The sequence below is a fragment of the Gardnerella vaginalis genome, assembly GCF_001546485.1.
GTDB lineage: Bacteria > Actinomycetota > Actinomycetes > Actinomycetales > Bifidobacteriaceae > Bifidobacterium > Bifidobacterium vaginale_D.
In genome coordinates, this window is sequence record NZ_KQ956830.1 from 91,410 (window position 1) to 108,611 (window position 17,202).

The 17,202-nt window shown below is 39.0% G+C and carries 15 protein-coding genes; 9 read left to right on the top strand and 6 right to left on the bottom strand.

What is annotated here, in order from left to right; genetic code table 11:
- Nucleotides 1-17: 17 nt before the first annotated feature.
- The 5 genes from gyrB to dnaA all read right to left on the bottom strand — a co-directional run bounded on the left by gyrB (nucleotide 18) and on the right by dnaA (nucleotide 7,389).
- Nucleotides 18-2,093, bottom strand: a complete 2,076-nt coding sequence (gyrB, locus tag HMPREF3208_RS00655) for a DNA topoisomerase (ATP-hydrolyzing) subunit B (RefSeq protein ID WP_064346730.1) — start codon at nucleotides 2,091-2,093, stop codon at nucleotides 18-20.
- 201 nt (nucleotides 2,094-2,294) lie between these two features.
- The gene (locus HMPREF3208_RS00660) at nucleotides 2,295-2,756 is read right to left on the bottom strand and encodes a DciA family protein (RefSeq protein ID WP_016637576.1); all 462 of its coding nucleotides are present in this window, start codon (nucleotides 2,754-2,756) and stop codon (nucleotides 2,295-2,297) included.
- Nucleotides 2,753-4,051: a DNA replication/repair protein RecF gene (gene recF, locus HMPREF3208_RS00665; RefSeq protein ID WP_032814022.1), complete on the bottom strand. Its 1,299-nt coding sequence runs from the start codon at nucleotides 4,049-4,051 to the stop codon at nucleotides 2,753-2,755. Before recF ends, HMPREF3208_RS00660 begins: the two co-directional genes overlap by 4 nt.
- Nucleotides 4,052-4,163: 112 nt before the next feature.
- On the bottom strand, nucleotides 4,164-5,288 hold the full coding sequence (gene dnaN / locus HMPREF3208_RS00670; RefSeq protein ID WP_016637574.1) for a DNA polymerase III subunit beta: 1,125 nt from the start codon (nucleotides 5,286-5,288) through the stop codon (nucleotides 4,164-4,166).
- 439 nt (nucleotides 5,289-5,727) lie between these two features.
- The gene (gene dnaA / locus HMPREF3208_RS00675; RefSeq protein ID WP_016637573.1) at nucleotides 5,728-7,389 is read right to left on the bottom strand and encodes a chromosomal replication initiator protein DnaA; all 1,662 of its coding nucleotides are present in this window, start codon (nucleotides 7,387-7,389) and stop codon (nucleotides 5,728-5,730) included.
- 400 nt (nucleotides 7,390-7,789) lie between these two features.
- Between dnaA and rpmH the strand changes: the two genes are divergently transcribed.
- From rpmH to HMPREF3208_RS00720, 9 genes are all read left to right on the top strand, one after another.
- Nucleotides 7,790-7,924, top strand: a complete 135-nt coding sequence (gene rpmH, locus HMPREF3208_RS00680) for a 50S ribosomal protein L34 (RefSeq protein ID WP_004106067.1) — start codon at nucleotides 7,790-7,792, stop codon at nucleotides 7,922-7,924.
- 21 nt (nucleotides 7,925-7,945) lie between these two features.
- A complete protein-coding gene (gene rnpA / locus HMPREF3208_RS00685) occupies nucleotides 7,946-8,434 on the top strand; it encodes a ribonuclease P protein component (RefSeq protein ID WP_016637859.1) in 489 nt (162 codons plus the stop codon).
- Between the two features lie 48 nt (nucleotides 8,435-8,482).
- Nucleotides 8,483-8,803, top strand: coding sequence for a membrane protein insertion efficiency factor YidD (gene yidD / locus HMPREF3208_RS00690; RefSeq protein WP_016637571.1), 321 nt, complete (start codon nucleotides 8,483-8,485; stop codon nucleotides 8,801-8,803).
- Nucleotides 8,803-9,816 carry a membrane protein insertase YidC gene (gene yidC, locus HMPREF3208_RS00695; RefSeq protein ID WP_016637570.1) on the top strand — a complete coding sequence of 338 codons (1,014 nt, stop codon included), beginning with the start codon at nucleotides 8,803-8,805 and terminating at the stop codon, nucleotides 9,814-9,816. The genes yidD and yidC overlap by 1 nt, the downstream gene beginning before the upstream one ends.
- A 135-nt stretch (nucleotides 9,817-9,951) precedes the next feature.
- Complete coding sequence (locus tag HMPREF3208_RS00700) at nucleotides 9,952-10,500, top strand: Jag family protein (RefSeq protein WP_016637569.1); 549 nt, start codon at nucleotides 9,952-9,954, stop codon at nucleotides 10,498-10,500.
- 170 nt (nucleotides 10,501-10,670) lie between these two features.
- The gene (gene rsmG, locus HMPREF3208_RS00705; protein WP_064346733.1) at nucleotides 10,671-11,417 is read left to right on the top strand and encodes a 16S rRNA (guanine(527)-N(7))-methyltransferase RsmG; all 747 of its coding nucleotides are present in this window, start codon (nucleotides 10,671-10,673) and stop codon (nucleotides 11,415-11,417) included.
- A 160-nt stretch (nucleotides 11,418-11,577) separates the two neighbouring features.
- Complete coding sequence (locus HMPREF3208_RS00710) at nucleotides 11,578-12,531, top strand: ParA family protein (protein ID WP_016637567.1); 954 nt, start codon at nucleotides 11,578-11,580, stop codon at nucleotides 12,529-12,531.
- 17 nt (nucleotides 12,532-12,548) lie between these two features.
- Nucleotides 12,549-13,886 (top strand): ParB/RepB/Spo0J family partition protein, encoded by a 1,338-nt coding sequence (locus HMPREF3208_RS00715; protein WP_032814297.1) that lies wholly within the window; start codon nucleotides 12,549-12,551, stop codon nucleotides 13,884-13,886.
- Between the two features lie 489 nt (nucleotides 13,887-14,375).
- Nucleotides 14,376-15,980 (top strand): hypothetical protein, encoded by a 1,605-nt coding sequence (locus tag HMPREF3208_RS00720; RefSeq protein ID WP_230953029.1) that lies wholly within the window; start codon nucleotides 14,376-14,378, stop codon nucleotides 15,978-15,980.
- 253 nt (nucleotides 15,981-16,233) lie between these two features.
- Here HMPREF3208_RS00720 and trxB read toward each other — a convergent pair whose 3' ends face one another.
- Entirely contained in the window at nucleotides 16,234-17,175 is a 942-nt protein-coding gene (gene trxB, locus HMPREF3208_RS00725; RefSeq protein WP_064346737.1) for a thioredoxin-disulfide reductase, read from the bottom strand.
- Nucleotides 17,176-17,202: the final 27 nt, after the last annotated feature.

Genomic DNA, 17,202 nt, shown 5'->3' on the forward strand with positions numbered 1-17,202 from the left:
AAATATATCACTAACTTTTAAGCATCAATAAACCTTGCATCATGAGCATTTCTTTGAATAAAGAGTCTACGCGGCTCTACTTCATCGCCCATAAGCATGGAGAAGGTTTCATCAGCTCGAGCAGCATCTTCAATATGAATCTGCTTCAAAATACGGTGTTCAGGATCCATAGTGGTTTCCCACAATTCCTGATAGCTCATCTCACCCAAGCCCTTATATCGCTGAATACCTTCACCTTTAGGAAGTTGACGACCAGCAGCTTTACCTTCTGCTAAAACTCGATCACGCTCGGCATCTGTATAAACAAAGTCATGTGCTCCCTTACTCCACTTCAAACGATACAAAGGAGGCATAGCAACATAAACGTATCCTGCTGTAATCATAGGACGCATGTAGCGGAAGAATAGTGTTAAATTCAAAGTAGCAATATGAGCACCATCGACATCAGCATCAGCCATAATAATGACTTTGTGATAACGAACCTTGCTTAAATCGAAATCTTCACCATAACCGCCACCAACAGCAGTAATTAAGGATTCGATAGTTTCAGACTTCATCATTCTATCGATTGAAGCGCGTTCAGTATTCAAAATTTTACCGCGCAATGGCAAGATTGCTTGCGTAATAGGATCTCGACCTTGAATTGCTGAACCACCTGCAGAATCACCCTCGACGATGAATAATTCGCACTCTTCAGGATTACTAGATTGGCAATCCTTCAGCTTATCTGGCATACCAGCTGTTTCAAAAATAGATTTACGCCTAGTATTTTCACGAGCTTTCTTTGCTGCCAAACGTGCTCGAGAAGCTTCCATGGCTTTTTGAATAATGTTTTTAGCTTCACTAGGATGAGCATCAAACCAGTCACCAAGCTTTTCAGTCATAACTCTCTGAACAAAAGTTTTAGCTTCAGAATTACCAAGCTTTGTTTTTGTCTGACCTTCAAACTGTGGAGTTGTAAGTTTTACGGAAACAACCGCAGTTAAGCCTTCGCGAACGTCGTCACCGGAAAGATTAGTATCTTTTTCTTTTAAAATGTTCTTTTCACGAGCATAACGATTCACTAACGTAGTAAGTGCTGCTCGGAAGCCTTCTTCGTGAGTACCACCTTCAGTAGTTGAAATTGTATTAGCAAAAGTATGAACTGCTTCAGAATAAGCAACAGTCCACTGCATAGCAATTTCTGCAGAAATACCAATTTCAAGATCTTCAGCCTCAAAATCAATAACATCTGGCTCTACTGGAACAGCTTTACGAGACTTTACCAAGTAATCAACATAATCCTTAATACCATGTTCATACTGGTAACTTACACTTTGATGTTTCTTTTCATCAGTAGATTCAGTATCTCCAGCAACTTCATCACCAGCTTCATCTGGCTTACGTAAATCAGTTAAGGAAATCTTTAAACCTTTATTAAGAAATGCCATCTGCTGGAATCGAGATCGCAAAGTTTCAAAATCATAAATAGTGGTTTCAAAAATTGTTCCATCTGGCCAAAATGTTACAGAAGTACCAGTAGATTCACCATCTTCCATTGGCTTACCCTTTGCCAAAGGAGCAGTAGGATGCTGATCTACATAAGTTTGAGTCCAGTGGAATCCTTGACGGCGAACCTCAATTTCTACACGAGTAGAAAGAGCATTTACTACAGAAATACCAACACCGTGAAGACCACCAGAAACAGCGTAACCGCCGCCGCCAAACTTACCACCAGCGTGAAGCTTTGTCATAACTGTTTCAACACCAGAAACACCTTCGCCTGGTACTTCATCAACTGGAATACCACGACCATCGTCTACAACTCTAATCGCGTTATCGGGTAAAATTGTTACTTCAATATGAGAAGCATAACCTGCTAAAGCTTCATCAACAGAATTATCGACAATTTCGTAAACCAAGTGGTGCAAACCACGAGGACCAGTAGAACCAATGTACATGCCTGGTCTGATTCTAACTGCCTCTAAACCTTCTAGAACTCTAAGATCACTCGCATCATAATGTTCAGGAGCAAGCGAATCATCAAGTTGAGCATCATCAAGCTTATGCCCTTCGACGGCATCAGCCATCGAATTATCTTCCGCGTTTGTCACCGTAGATCCCTTCACAATTTACCTCATATTACAAGGCATTTATAAAGCCAACACATGCTAGAAAGCACATAAAAGGGTATTCTAGCGCTTTAACTACAATATACGACATTCTACACAGATAGTATGACCTCTGGCTAATAAGAGCCCTTTTTATTATTTTTATAAAATATGATAGGAATAAAGTTAAAAACGAGATAAAAATTATTTTTTCCAGCGACCTAAACCACCAGCAGTTGGACCAATAACTTTAATTTCTTGAATGTCAACATGAGCAAGATTTTCATTAATTTTTTTCTTTAATTGAGGTAATAAATAGGAAAGTTGAGTAGCCCATACTGCAGATTGCGCTCGAATAATAAGCACATTATTTACAACTTGACTTATTTCGCAATGTTGAGCAATACTTTCGCCTACGACTTTACTCCATGAAGCACGTAATTTTGCTATAGAAAGCTGTTTATCCCACTTATTATTGGTAGCAAAAGTTTGTAATACCCCACATAACGCATTAGGATCTCTACCAGGTTTGCCAAAATTTTCCCAAGCTTTTTCAGCTCTTTTCATACGATTATCTTCACGTTCAGACTTAATAGAAAATGATTCAAAAATAATTGCTGGTAATTTACGCGTATCAAGTTTGAGCGTAACACTAATAGGTATCATGATTTATTCTCTTGCTGATAATGACGATGTTCTAATACTTCACCCAACATATTCTGGTGAGTTTGATCAATACTATTAGTATTTTTTTGTTGGATTAATATATCTTCAATATTTATTACATTGTTATTGTGAATTGTAACTTCATGAGGTATGTCATTAAGAGATGAAGTAGTAATAAAAACTTGATTTTGTTGAAGAGAAAAGTTCAATATTTGTTTACGACGTTGTTCATCAAGTTGAGCAAAAACATCATCAAGAATAATAATAGGATTTTCTCTATTATTCTCATTTTTTAAAGCTTCACACAGCGCCATTTTCGCTGCTATCGCAAGAGTCCAAGATTCTCCGTTTGAAGCAAAATCCTTAGCAGGCATATTATCAAGCATAAAACCTATATCATCGCGATGTGGTCCTATGAGATTGCACCCACGAGCTAATTCACCTTCATAAATACGCTGAAAATGTTCATTGAGAAGATTTATAATCCCATTATTTTCAGTACTTTTAACAAGCAGAATTTCTTCAAAGGAAGGAAAATATTGTAATTCTGCTACTGCTTTATTACTAGTAATATGAGTAACAAAATTCTTAAAATATTGATTAAGAATTTGCACAGTTTTTTGACGAACTTTTGTTAGTTTAATTCCAGTTTCAATGAATTTACCAGTCCAAATTTCTAATCCAGACAAAGAAATAGATTGATTATTATATGAAGAATCTCGAAGATTTCTTAATAATGCTGCACGCTGTTGAGCAACATGTTTAAATTCTTGTAAAAATTGCGCATAATTTGGAATTAAGAGAGATCCGGCTTGATCTATAAAAGTACGTCGAATTGATGGATCACCAATAATAAGTGATTGGTCGCGAGGAGTAAAAGAAACTACTGGTAAGGAACCAATAATATCCCTCATATATAACGATTTTCCAGCATTAATACGAGCCCTGTTAGCACTTTTTATTGAAAGAATAATTTCATATATAGTTTGTTGTGTGTCATCGTTTGTAGACAAGGAATTATGTGACTCATTAGTATCAGCTTGAATATGTACTTTATTATTACAATTATTACATATTTTGATTCGTATAACTGCTTTTTCATGTCCTCGAGCAATAAGAGGAACTGTTGAAGAAGTACGATGACTAAAACCAGTACTAGCTACTTCTAATGCTTCTATAATATTGGTTTTCCCTAATCCATTATTTCCGTAAATAATATTAATACCGGGTTTACAATCAAAAATAATATGATGCCAAGAACGAAACATATCAAGGGCAATTTGCGAAATGTACATTGCTTTATTACCCTTTCTTATTTTTAATAAGTTACTAAAAATTGCGGTATTACATTGCATAGAAAAATATAGCAAATATAATACCTACAGCAAATGTAATACCGCAAAATAATTAGTTATTAAAGCGCATTGGAACCAACAAGTAGCGATAATTCATAGATTCATCACCATCAGCTTCCTGTTGACCATTAAATTCGACAGGTTTTACTGCCGTTGACATCTTCATATGAACAAATGGTTCTGCAATGGCACCTAAACCTTCAAGTAAATAATTAGGATTAAAAGCAACAGTGATATCTTCACCATCCATATCTATGTCAAGTATCTCTTTTGCTTGTGATTCCTCAGCATTACCAGCACTTAAAATGAGCTCTTGATGAGTAAATATCATTCTAATAGGAGCATTTTTTTCAGCAACTAAAGCTACGCGTTTAATTGCATTAATAAGAGCCTGTCTATTGATTACAGCATGAATAGGATATTCATCAATAAAAAGTCTATCTATTGAAGGAAATTCTCCATCAATGAGTTGAGATGTGCTTGTTCTGCCAGAATTTTCAAAGCCTAATAATGATGGTTCTTCTTCGTTAAGATGAATAAGAACATTTTGATGGTCATCAAGTGAATGTGCAATATCTCGTAGTAAAGAGCCACGCACTAAAGAGACTGCATGAATATCGTCATGTTCGGGTGTCCACGTAAAAGTTGATCTTGATAAACGGAAACGGTCTGTAGAAGTCATCGTAACAGTATCGTTATCAAATTGAATTTGGATACCCGTGAGAACTGGCCTATTTTCTTCTTTTGAAATAGAGACTGAAGCTTGATTCACGGCTTGAATAAAAGTAGGCGCGTCAACTTGACCTAATTTTTGAGGCAGTGTAGGTAAATCTGGATATTCGCCTAGCGGCATAAGTTGAAGAGTAAAGGTAGATTTTCCAGAAGTAATAGTTAATGTATTATTTTCTGAGCTTAAATAAGTTTTTTCTGCAGGTAAAGATTTAGTAATATCAGCCATTAATTTGCCTAATACTAGTATGCTTCCTTCTTCATCAATACCGGCTTCAATGTGGTGGCGACTAGAAACTTGATAGTTAAAAGCAGAAAGTTGCAAAGTACCATTTGTTGCATCAATTTTTAGGCCTGCAAGAATAGGGTTTGCAGGACGCATATCTATTACGCGTGTAGTCCATGCGACAGCATCAGCAAATGATGCAGAGTTAACTTCTACTTTCATACATCCTCGTTTCTGTAAAAAATCTTTCTTTATTCTATCTTATAAGTAAGTCACATATGAAAGTTTTTCTTGCTATTTCGTAATTCGGATTGTTGTAACTGTTAATAAGTAAGTAGATAAGATAGTCGTACTAATAAGCAAGGTGAATATGTGGAAAAAACTGAAAAAAGCTCATAAACACTGACTTATGAACAGAAGAAAAATGTGGATAAACTTTGAGGAAGCATGTGGATAAAGTGCCGACTTATCCACAATAAAAGCTATTTTTGAACTTATTAACATTTTAGGTTCTCTTATAAACGTGTTGTTAACATTTTGAAACGGCGTTTTCCACGGGTTATCCGCAGTTTTTACCCACATTTGTTATTAACTATGTGGATAACTTTGCGAAATTTTATAAACACTATCTGCACAAAAAGGTGGAAAATTAATTTTATTATTATCTTTCGGAAGGATTTTGCTTCAAACGAACCGTCAATTCCATGACGTAATTATAGATTTCCTGCTTTTCCTGCATCTCACCACTTACACGTGTATAAGCATGCATAACTGTCGTGTGATCGCGTCCACCAAAAACTTCACCAATATCAACTAAACTCATACTCGTCATTTCACGAGCGAGATACATAGCAATTTGGCGTGCGAGTGCTACATTTTTTGTACGCTGACGACCCACAAGCTCATCAAATGTCATGTGGAAATACTGCGCAACTTGACTGATAATATCAGTTGGTCGAACTTCAATATCTGTAGCAAAGAAATCTTGTAAAGCTTGCTCTGCAAGAGCTTTACTCACAGGCTGATTACTTAAAGACGCAACAGCTGTAACACGTGTAAGAGCACCTTCAAGTTCGCGAATATTTTCCGTAAATCTCTCAGCAATTAAATCAAGCACATCACTAGGAACATTGCAATGATTCATCGAGGCCATCATTCTTAGAATTGCAATACGTGTTTCTAAATCTGGTGGCTTAATATCAACAGTAAGACCTGATTCAAATCGAGAAATGAGACGTGCTTCAAAGCCTTTAAGGTTTTTGGGCGCAACATCAGAAGCAATAACTATACGCTTATTTGCTTGATATAAAGAATTAAATGTATGGAAGAATTGCTCAAGCGTAGCTTCCTTTCCACCCAAGAACTGAATATCGTCAATGAGCAGAACATCAACTTCTCGATAACGCCTATTAAAAGCAGCAATCTGACCTTGACTTTGATTTGGTGTTTGCAATGCTTCAATAAATTCGTTAGTAAATTCCTCACTCGTAACATAACGAACTTTAAGAGAAGTATCCTTCACTAAAGCATAATTACCAATAGCATTGAGTAGATGTGTTTTACCAAGACCAGATCCGCCATAAATACATAATGGGTTAAAATCACGTCCGGACCCTTCAGCAACTGCTAATGCAACAGTTCTAGCGAAGCGATTAGAATCTCCAGGAACAAACGTATCAAAAGTTGCAGAAGCATTCAAATGCGTAACAGCATCGCGTTGGGAGATAACAGGTATCTTTTGTTGTGAAGATAACGCAGATGATGAAGACATGTGAGTTTGTTGTAATGTGGAAACTCCAGTGACATGATCAAAGTCCGGTTGTGAAGGAGAAGAAATTGCCGGCTCTTTTTGTTTTACTGTCTTTTTGTCTGCAAATGGTACTGAAGATGAGTTTGAAGATAAAGTATTACCAGAATCTTGTCGTGACGTGTTATCAGCAGAAGGAATAGAGCCAGTTGTTGCTGCGATGGTCGCACGATCAGTGTGTTGTACCTGTGAGGATGCTGGGGTTGAAGAATTTTGTACAGGCTTTTTTTGATGCTCAGACTGTGGAACAATCCTAAAAGCAGGAAACATATCTTTGCCAGTGCAAATTTTTAAGGCAGTGAGCAATGGTGCATTAAGCTCATTTTGTAGCGCTTGTTGCGTTTCTGCATTTGATACGCACAAAACAATAGTAGTACCAAAAATTGCTTCCGGCTGAACGCCTTCAAACCAACCTTTGTCACGTGCAGTTAAAAGGGCGTTATGCTGTAAAACAGTAAGCGTATTAGACCAAACCAAAGCAGCTTGCGATGTCGTGTCGCCTAAAGTATCAGCCATTTCACCCCCAACCTTTATTAGAGTGCATGAACGGAATGGGATTACATTAACCCATGCTCCATGCGTGTAAGTGCGTAAATAAGTATCAGTAAGATATGTTTACTCCAACCCTACGAAGTTATCCACAGTCTAGCGTGTTGAAATCACTTAATTGTGAATAACATGTGTGTAATTTGTGGATAAGTATGAAGCATGATTTTGGCTATTTTTCAACGTTTTAATCCAATTTAAAATGTAATAGAAATGTGAAGAATTTATTTTTTGTTAGGTTGATTACACATTACTAGATGTACTCATAAAAGGTGGAGTTTTGACTCTTGGTGAGGGGTAAGAGTATTTTAGTAGAGCTTGACTCATACGGGGCCACGCTTTTGCGTGGCTGAATACAGGAGCATTAGTTATGAAGAGGACATTCCAGCCGAATAACCGTCGTCGTCACATGAAGCACGGCTTCCGCGTTCGTATGCGTACGCGTGCTGGTCGTGCAGTAATCAATCGTCGTCGTGCCAAGGGCCGTAAGTCGTTATCTGCCTGAGTTAAGGTAGCGTCGTCAGGTATGGAAAGGCTGAAAAGCCACCGTGATTTTGTTGCGGTTCTCAAAAAACGGCGCAAAGTGAGTTCGCGGGATATCGTCGCGCATTATGTTATGCGTGACGATATGTCCGTATGTCACTCACCTAACGAAGACAGAAATGCAAGTCTAGGATGTATTGCCACGGGTTTTGGAAATAGCAATCCCGCGGCTCTTTGTGATACCTACGTGCACTCTCAAAAATCTGAGGATGCCAAGAGGCTAGGTCTTGCTGTATCTAAATCAGTGGGGAAGGCTGTAGTTCGCAATAAAGTGAAACGACGTTTGCGAGTAATTGCCAGAGAATGTGAATCTTTATTGCCGGTAGGATGTGATGTTATATTACGAGCAAAACCTACTGCAGCTCAATCCTCATTTGATTCCTTGTATCAGCAAATCGAAAAGCTATTTGGCAAAATTAGTGTGGTTTTGCAGTCTGCACAAGGTTGTGAATTGCATGAAGATAATCAATAAGTTAGTGCTTATCGCTACTTATCTCTTGAAAGTGTGGTACTTATTTTTATGCATAATAAAAAAAGTTTTAGTACTACAGTTGTGATTCGTGCCATTCAATGGTATCAGCGCACTATTTCTGCCCAAAGACCAGCTTGTTGCCGTTATTATCCTACTTGTTCTCGTTATGCTATCGAGGCAATTTCCCGATATGGAACGATAAAAGGCGGTATTCTTGCAGTGCTGCGTCTTCTTCGCTGCAGGCCATGGACCAGCTGCAGTATTGATGATGTGCCACGTAAATATTCGATTTTTTATAGGTACACTTGGTCTAAAGCACATGAAGAGCCACGGTTAACTCCCTTGGCTGAAGAAGACAAGGAAAACTAATGTTTAATCAAAATGAGTTTTTACTTGATAAAGGATTTTTGGGATGGTTTTATAAAATCCTAACGCCGGTTGAGTGGCTGATGACTCAAGTTATGCACTTATTCCATAACTTCTTAACTATGCTAGGAATGAATGAGATTGGCTTTTCGTGGGTTTTGTCAATTGTTTTCTTGGTGTTAGTTGTGCATGCATGCATTTTCCCAGCATTCATTAAAAGCATTAAGGGCATGCGTCAAATGCAAGCTATTGCTCCTAAGGTTAGAAAGATCCAGCAAAAGTATAAAGGCAAAACTGATGCTGCTAGTAAAGAAGCTATGCAGCGTGAAATGATGAAATTGTACCAGGATAATAATGCTAATCCTGCTGGCTCATGCTTACCTATGATGATTCAAGGTCCAGCCTTTATGAGTATTTGGTATACACTTTCAGTTATTCCATTTATTGCTAGAGGCAAGCATGCTTCTCTTGGCGCTTTTGATGTTGCTACAGCACAGCAGTTCGTTAAGACGCATGTGTTTGGTGTTGGTGTAGCAGATACTTTTATGACGGTTCAAATAACTGGGAAAATCACAATCGTAATCTTTGTTGTACTCATGTGTGCAGCAATGTGGTACATGCAGTTTAATAATATTCGTAAGAACCTGCCTCCTGAAGCTAAACAGGGTAGTCAATATACAATGCAGAAGCTGATGATGTGGGGCTTCCCACTGATTTATGTATTCTCTGCATTTGCTATGCCATTTGCAATGTTAGTGTACTGGCTAGTGAACAATATCGTTAATATGTTGCGTTCTATTTGGCAAGTTTATGCATTCCCAACTCCAGGTTCTCCAGCTGCTGAGGAAAAAACAAAACGAGATTACCAAAAGGAAACAGCACGTCGTCAACGCGAGGGTTTGCCTTCTATTGAAGAAGAAAAGCTTCAAGAAGCTCGTGAGGAAGCCGAACGTAGAGAAGCAGAAGGATTCCAGCGTAAGCAGCCTCAACGCAAGCGTAAAGTATCAAAAAAGTAATAAGAGAGTATGTTGAGCGCTTCATAAAGTTTATGAAATAACTCTTAAAAAATTATTTATTTGGCTTTATTATCCGCTAAACTAGACTTCAGAATTTTGCAACGTGAGTTTTTAAATCACGATAAGGAGTAAGTAATGGTACAAGATGAGAAGAGGACAGTTGATCAGCTCAACGAAGAAGCTGATATTGCTGCGGATTATTTGGAAGGACTGCTTGATATTGCCGATTATGAGGGTGATATTGAGATGGGTGTACGTAATAATCGACCAATGATTCAAATTGTTGCCGATGATGATACTGATATCAAGCATTTGATTGGTCGTGAAGGTGAAGTAGTTGATGCTTTGCAACAGTTAAGCCGTCTTGCTGTTCAGCAGAAGACTGGTGACCGTTCGCATTTAATCGTTGATGTTGATGGTTTCTTAAAGCGTAAGCGTCAGCATTTGCGTGATATTGCGTTAGATGCAGTTGATGAAGTGCGTGAAACCGGTGAACCTGTGGATTTGAAACCGATGAATTCGTTTGAGCGCAAGGTGATACACGATACGGTGCGTGATGAGGGATTACGGTCACGTTCACATGGAGAGGAGCCTCATCGGTATGTGACAGTGTATCTTCCAGCTCATATGAGTGATGAAGTTGATGACGATGTTCTTGATGATGAGGAATATGTGGAAGAATAAGAAATCTTAGCATTTTGAATTCCTCGAATTACAAGAACAAGCAAAATAGGTAAAAGTAACATGATTGAACAATAATGTTTGATTGTGTTACTTTTATTGCTTTTTATGAGATATTAAAAATTGTGTAATATTGGAAACTATTGCAAAATACTAGAAGGCAAATACGGAGAATGATGGAAGATATTGAATCTGCTCACGATGCTCAAGTTAGTCAGAGTATTAGTATTCAAGCAGAAGAGAACTCTCAGGGTATAGTTGATGAGCTTGATGGTTCTTCGCTGTTAGCTGAAATTTTAGGTGAAGCATTGTCTCAATGTGTGTTGTTTCACGTGAAACTGCAAAAAGAAGGTTTATTGCGAGGTCTGGTTGGACCACGAGATATGGGGATTTTGTGGGAACGTCACATATTAAATTCTGCGGCTGTTGTGCCTTTTATTCGTGCAGCTGTAGAAAAAAGTAAGCAAAAAAGAGTTGCTGATGTAGGCAGTGGTGGAGGTTTTCCAGGGTTAGTTGTAGCAGCTTGTTTGCCTGATTATGATGTTACTCTCATCGAACCAATGGAGCGTCGAGTTGATTGGTTGCGCGAGTGTGTTGCGCTTATGGGTTTAAATAATGTTACTATCTTTCATGGTAGATCAGATGAAGTTATTGAAAAAATTAAATCACATACTATTCCACCTTTTGACGTAGTAACATGCAGAGCTGTAGCTCCTATGACAAAATTGGCTGGATGGACGATTCCTTTGTTAAAGACTCATGGAAGTTTGATTGCTTTAAAGGGAAAATCTGCCCAAACAGAAGTAGAAAAAGCTGCAAAGATGATTCGTAAAGCTGGCGGCATAAATCCTCGTATTCTTGAAGCACAGGTTGCGCCTGGCTTACAGCCGACTACTGTCGTAATCGTCGACAAAGCTTAATTTTAAAGTTTTGTAACTTATGTGTTAGCTTGTCAATATGTTTCATGTTTCACATGAAACATGAAACAATTTTGCACTTTTTATGTCCATAGAAACAAGGAAACTTGAAGCACAGAATTCTTTTTGCATCTTCATCATTATGTGTGGGGGGTGATATGTTGTGGAGTCAGCTGCAGAAACCATTCAACGTATTTTTGGAGATTCAAAGTCGTCGCTAGGTATTGAATTAGCAGATTTGACGTCCCGTTTTCATGCTCTTGAGCAAGCAACGTATCCTAAACCAGAAAAGACGCGTTTTATTGCAGTTGCCAATCAAAAAGGTGGTGTTGGTAAAACGAGTTCCGCCGTTAATCTTGCTGCAGCCATGGCAATCAGTGGTTCACGTGTACTTGTTATTGACATGGATCCGCAAGGTAATGCTTCTACAGCTTTTAACGTGCCACATGCTTCTGGAGATTCCTCTGTATATGATGTTATTGAAGGGCGAAAAAGTATAGCGGAAGTAAAATGTGCGTGCCCAGATATTAACGGTCTTGATGTAGTTCCAGCATCTATAGATTTGAGTGGTGCTGAATTGGAACTTGCTGATATAGATAATCGCAATAATCTTTTGAAGGATGCTATAGAGTCATATCTTGATAATTGCGCTGACCATTACGACTATGTTTTTATTGATTGCCCTCCTTCTTTGGGCTTGCTAGTAATTAATGCTATGTGCGCAGCGCAAGAGATGCTTATTCCAATCCAAGCTGAATATTATGCACTAGAGGGATTAGGGCAACTTATACGAACCATTGGGCTGGTTCAGGAGCATTACAATCCAATTTTGGTTGTTTCAACCATGCTAGTGACAATGTTTGATAAGCGCACTCTATTAGGACGAGAAGTTTTTCAGGAAGTTAAGAATCATTATCCTAATATCGTATTAGAAACTACCATTCCTCGTACTGTGAAAATACCTGAAGCTCCTAGCTTTAATCAAAGTGTTATTACCTATGATCCACGTGGCGCTGGCGCTATATCATACCGCGAAGCTGCGTTAGAAATAGCGAAACGTTCAAAAACTGTATTGTCAGTTATTGCTGCAAAGAAAGATGCTAATCAGCAGAAATAACAAGGGGAGAATGAATGATGAGTGGAAATAAATCTCGTTTAGGAAAAGGCTTGGGTGCCCTATTTCCAGCCTTACCAGGCGAAGATACTCTTGTTGATTCAGTGCCGAATTTGCAAGAGAATGTTTCACATGAAACAGTGCAACAGAAAAGTGAGAACAATGTTTCACATGAAACAGTGCAACAAGATTTTGTTAACTTGAATCATGTTTCACATGAAACAAAAGTGCCTAGCATGCTTAATTCAATTGCTCCTCATGCTGATAAAAAACATGAAGATGAGGTTGGTGATGTTCCACGTGAAAACAAATTGTTAGCGCAGCCTCATAAACATGCGCGAAAGCGTTCTACAATGCCATCTCTTGGTGATGTTGCACGTCCGATGGATTTCTTTTTTGGTGACTCTGCCTCAACAGCTTTCACATCAGGAATAAAAAAAGAAAGCAAAAAAGATGAAATTGTCACTGAACAATCCGCATCTACAGCAACAGAGGAAACTGTAGAAAATCAATCTTTGCAACCAATTAAAGGTGGCTATTTAGATCATCTTAAGCCGCTTGATATTAAACCTAATGCTCATCAGCCTCGTACCATTTTTGACGAAGATGAGTTGCGGGAACTTGCTTCTTCAATCAAAGAAGTTGGCGTATTACAGCCTATAGTTGTAAGACCAATTGAAGATGCCGATAAGAGTGACAAGCAAATTGCACACTATGAGCTTATTATGGGAGAACGTAGGTGGCGTGCTTCACAGATTGCTGGATTAGATACTGTGCCAGCAATTGTGCGCACGACTTCTGATGAAAATATGTTACGTGATGCGTTACTCGAAAATCTTCATCGCGTGGCATTGAATCCTCTGGAAGAAGCTGCTGCATATTCGCAAATGATTGATGATTTCGGTTTAACACAGATACAGCTTTCACAATCTGTATCGAAATCTCGTCCACAAATTGCAAATACCCTGCGACTCTTAAATCTTCCAGCTAGCGTGCAGAAGCATGTAGCATCTGGTGTGCTATCTGCAGGTCACGCTCGTGCTTTGCTTGGTTTAGAAACTCCAGAAGAGATGGAAGATTTAGCTAATCGAATTATTTCTGAAGGTTTGTCTGTCCGAAGTACTGAAGAAATTGTTTCCATTAAAACAGAGCATTCACCTAACGGTATAAATCGTACCCGTAATCGTCGTAATAATAAATGGTCAGGTTCGCCAATTCGTAAACAATTGGAGGAACATTTTGCAACTAAAGTTGCTATTAAGGGTACAGAGAATCATGGTCGCATTGAGATCGTATTTTCTTCTCCCGAAGAAATGCAGCGTATAGTTGATTTATTGGTAGTAAAGCAACAGCAATAAGTTTAGAAGTTTGTATGTGTGAATACTTGTTGATTCATAAAGCTTAGCAATTGTGTTTTGTTGGCAGTGAAGTCAACCGTGTGTATGTGTATAAGAGCGCTGTGAATCTATGAGTGTTATGTTCAAAATATGCAAACTCAATTTTGAGTACATTTCGAGTGATTACTAAAAAGGAAAATAGTAATGAGAAGTACGATGCTGAAATTTACTTAAACTCCCAGAACAACTACTTGAAATATGAGTCAAAGTTTATAGAAGACACGCAAAAGTATCGCTGACAAACGTACCAATAACGCAACAAACTAGCCATATTAAACTGTTCAATAGACTGTAAATGATTGTATTCTCAAGTTTTGGAGTTTTCCTCAACCGAATAGGGGAGTATTATTTTCAATAGTAGTTATGCTGCTTGTCATGTTGTATTTGCAGGTTGGGTGACTATTTTTGTGCAAAATTCATATGCTACGCATCGAAAGAGAGGAAATGCTAATGAATAAAAAGTGGTGCGCTGCTATGGTTGCAGTAGCAACATTAGCCGGAGGAATGGCGCTTGCTGGTCCTGCATATGCTGATGAGCCGCAGTATTCTCCTGAATCTTGGCTTGCTGCTGAAAACTTAAACGCAGAGAATAAAAAACTGTATTTACAGGCTATTCATGCTGCTCATGAAAAAGCTGAAGAAACCGGCAAAGTTCAAGCTATATTTTATCGAAATGATCATAATATAGAAATTCCAAAAGGTTATACCGTTGTTCACGGTGATAATAACGCAGGCACATTCTACATTGCACCTGTTAATGTCGTTAACAATGCTTGGACTGTGGATGAAGCCAATCCTACTGAAACTTTTGCGTTAAGCGACGAATTTATAAAATCGTTAAGTACTTATCCAGAAGATGTCAATTCGGGTTTCGCTGCTGTAATTTCTGGTGGCACACCTCGCAAGTCTCCATTATTTGTCATTCCAACCAAAGGCGATTTTTGTGCAGGACTGACGGGAACTCCTTACGCTAATTGTTCCACGTGGCGCGACGGAAGTGATGTTGATATCAACAAAGTATCCGTCAGCAAGATTGGAAAGTATTCTGCAAACGTAGATGTCGAATACAATGTGCGCTCAGATAATTCGGTAAAAGATCTGAAGGTGTTATCGTACTGGTACAAGAATATGGAACCTACTGGATTTGCTGTTGACGTAGATTGGTCATTTTTCCCGTTAAATGCCGAAGAAAAGGCTTATGTTACGAACATTCGCATGGATGAAGTTCCATATGAAAAAGGCACTCTGAAAAAATACGCAATTTCTGAAGATAATGCAAAAGAGGCTGCTCAGGAAGAGGCTACTACAGAAGATGCTGTTGAGCGTTCTTATTGCTTCGAGGGTACTGCTGTTAAGGAAAATTTGCAGGCCAACGTTGGCAAGAACAATACTACGGTGACCTTTGCTGAGTTACTTCCAGGTGCCGTATATGGTAATACGACTAAGCAGGTGTTGCCTTTCTACGCTCAGTTTGGCCCTATGTCTACTGTAGAATCTCCTGACGGTAAAGTGATAAGTGACGATATTTCTCGAACTCAGACGAGTGTTAACAATCTGTTGACTAACAGAGTGCCTGAGGATTCGCTTATTCCACAGGCCGGTGCTAAGGGCTTTACCGTGTGGCTTGAATGGCGCGATAAAAATGGTTTGTTAAGGCATTCCCAAGAGAAGTTAGTTCCTTCGTTTAAAACACTTCCAGATGGTGGGCATTTTTATGATAATTATCCGAAGGGTAATCCTGATGAAGGTGTAGTCGTTGAAGATGTTCAAGAGCCTGAAGTTACGCCAACTGGTGAGAGTGGTGAGTTGCCTGATTTTGAGGATGCTGCTGACAGTTTAGACGGTTTTGGCGATTTGGGTGACCTCGATGGCCTTGGTGAATTAGATGATCTTGGTGACCTCGATGACCTAGGCGATTTGGGCGACCTCGATGATGTTGATTTGGGTGACCTCGATGCTTCTGCTGACTTAGGTGATGTCGACATAGAAACTATGGATGTAGATTCTAGCGCTGAGCCAGTTGCTGAGCCAGTTGCAGATTCTGCTGCTATGTAAATGCGGATTGAGCGCGGTACTATCAGCTGGCTCATAGTTAGTTGATAATTTTAAAAGTTAATATTGTAGTATTTCGGCTGGGCAAGTTGTGTGTGAGAGTGCAGGGTAAGGCATAGGATGCTCCTCTGTTTCACGTGGAACAGGTCCAGCCGATTGCTATATATGCTTAAATGCTCAATGGTAGTGAATGAGTGTAAAACTTTTCAAATATGGTATGAGATTTACTGACGGTTTGCATTTACTTGAGTAAGTTTTAAGCATCCTTTTCATTGAGATAAGCTTGGGCGTCAAGAGCTGCTCGGCACCCCATGCCAGCTGCAGAAATAGCTTGACGATATACATTATCAACTACATCGCCGCATGCAAACACACCCTTAATAGATGTGCGCGTTGAAGCACCTTCTACTGCGATAGTACCATCTTCATTGAGAGCTAGTGCATTTCCTAAGAATTTCGTTGCTGGAGTATGGCCAATTGCTACAAACAAGCCAGCTGACTCAACTTCTTGAGTTTCTCCCGTCATGACATTGCGAACGGTAAGTGACGTAGCTTCTGTATCATTTCCGTGAACTTCTTCTACAACACTATTAAGTATGAACTTAATTTTTTCATTTTCTTTCGCACGATCAACCATAATTTTTGAAGCGCGAAATTCGCTACGTCTATGAATTAAAGTAACAGAAGATCCAAAGCGTGTAAGGAATTGTGCTTCTTCAAAAGCAGAATCTCCGCCGCCCACAACAGTAATTGGCTTTCCTCGGAAGAAGAACCCATCGCATGTTGCACAATACGATACGCCTCGTCCGGAATACTCCTGTTCGCCAGGAACGTCTAATTTACGCACCTGTGAGCCCGTAGAAACGATAACAGCTTCAGCTTCGTAAGTTACACCATCATCTACAGTTACGCGCTTTATAGGGCTGCTAAAGTCTACGGAAGTGACATCGTTGAGAAGAATCTCTGCTCCGAACTTCTCTGCTTGTTGTTGCATGCTTTCCATAAGATCAGGACCTAGAACACCATTTGGAAAACCTGGGTAATTTTCCACCTCAGTGGTATTCATAAGTTGACCTCCAGGGGTAAGTGCGCCAGCAATAATAAGCGGCTTATATCCGGCACGACCTAAGTAAATTGCTGCAGTGTATCCTGCAGGGCCTGAACCAATAATAATTACTTTACGAATATCATTTTTCATGCGAGTATTATCCTTTTGTAATATTTT

Coding starts and splice junctions, on each gene's coding strand:
- dnaA (WP_016637573.1), bottom strand. CDS start 7,389: ATGGCTGATACTTTAGGCGACACGACATCGCAAGCTGCTTTGGTTTGG.
- rpmH (WP_004106067.1), top strand. CDS start 7,790: ATGAAGAGGACATTCCAGCCGAATAACCGTCGTCGTCACATGAAGCAC.
- trxB (WP_064346737.1), bottom strand. CDS start 17,175: ATGAAAAATGATATTCGTAAAGTAATTATTATTGGTTCAGGCCCTGCA.
- recF (WP_032814022.1), bottom strand. CDS start 4,051: ATGTACATTTCGCAAATTGCCCTTGATATGTTTCGTTCTTGGCATCAT.
- rnpA (WP_016637859.1), top strand. CDS start 7,946: ATGGAAAGGCTGAAAAGCCACCGTGATTTTGTTGCGGTTCTCAAAAAA.
- yidC (WP_016637570.1), top strand. CDS start 8,803: ATGTTTAATCAAAATGAGTTTTTACTTGATAAAGGATTTTTGGGATGG.
- yidD (WP_016637571.1), top strand. CDS start 8,483: ATGCATAATAAAAAAAGTTTTAGTACTACAGTTGTGATTCGTGCCATT.
- HMPREF3208_RS00660 (WP_016637576.1), bottom strand. CDS start 2,756: ATGATACCTATTAGTGTTACGCTCAAACTTGATACGCGTAAATTACCA.
- HMPREF3208_RS00715 (WP_032814297.1), top strand. CDS start 12,549: ATGAGTGGAAATAAATCTCGTTTAGGAAAAGGCTTGGGTGCCCTATTT.
- HMPREF3208_RS00700 (WP_016637569.1), top strand. CDS start 9,952: ATGGTACAAGATGAGAAGAGGACAGTTGATCAGCTCAACGAAGAAGCT.
- rsmG (WP_064346733.1), top strand. CDS start 10,671: ATGATGGAAGATATTGAATCTGCTCACGATGCTCAAGTTAGTCAGAGT.
- dnaN (WP_016637574.1), bottom strand. CDS start 5,288: ATGAAAGTAGAAGTTAACTCTGCATCATTTGCTGATGCTGTCGCATGG.
- HMPREF3208_RS00720 (WP_230953029.1), top strand. CDS start 14,376: ATGAATAAAAAGTGGTGCGCTGCTATGGTTGCAGTAGCAACATTAGCC.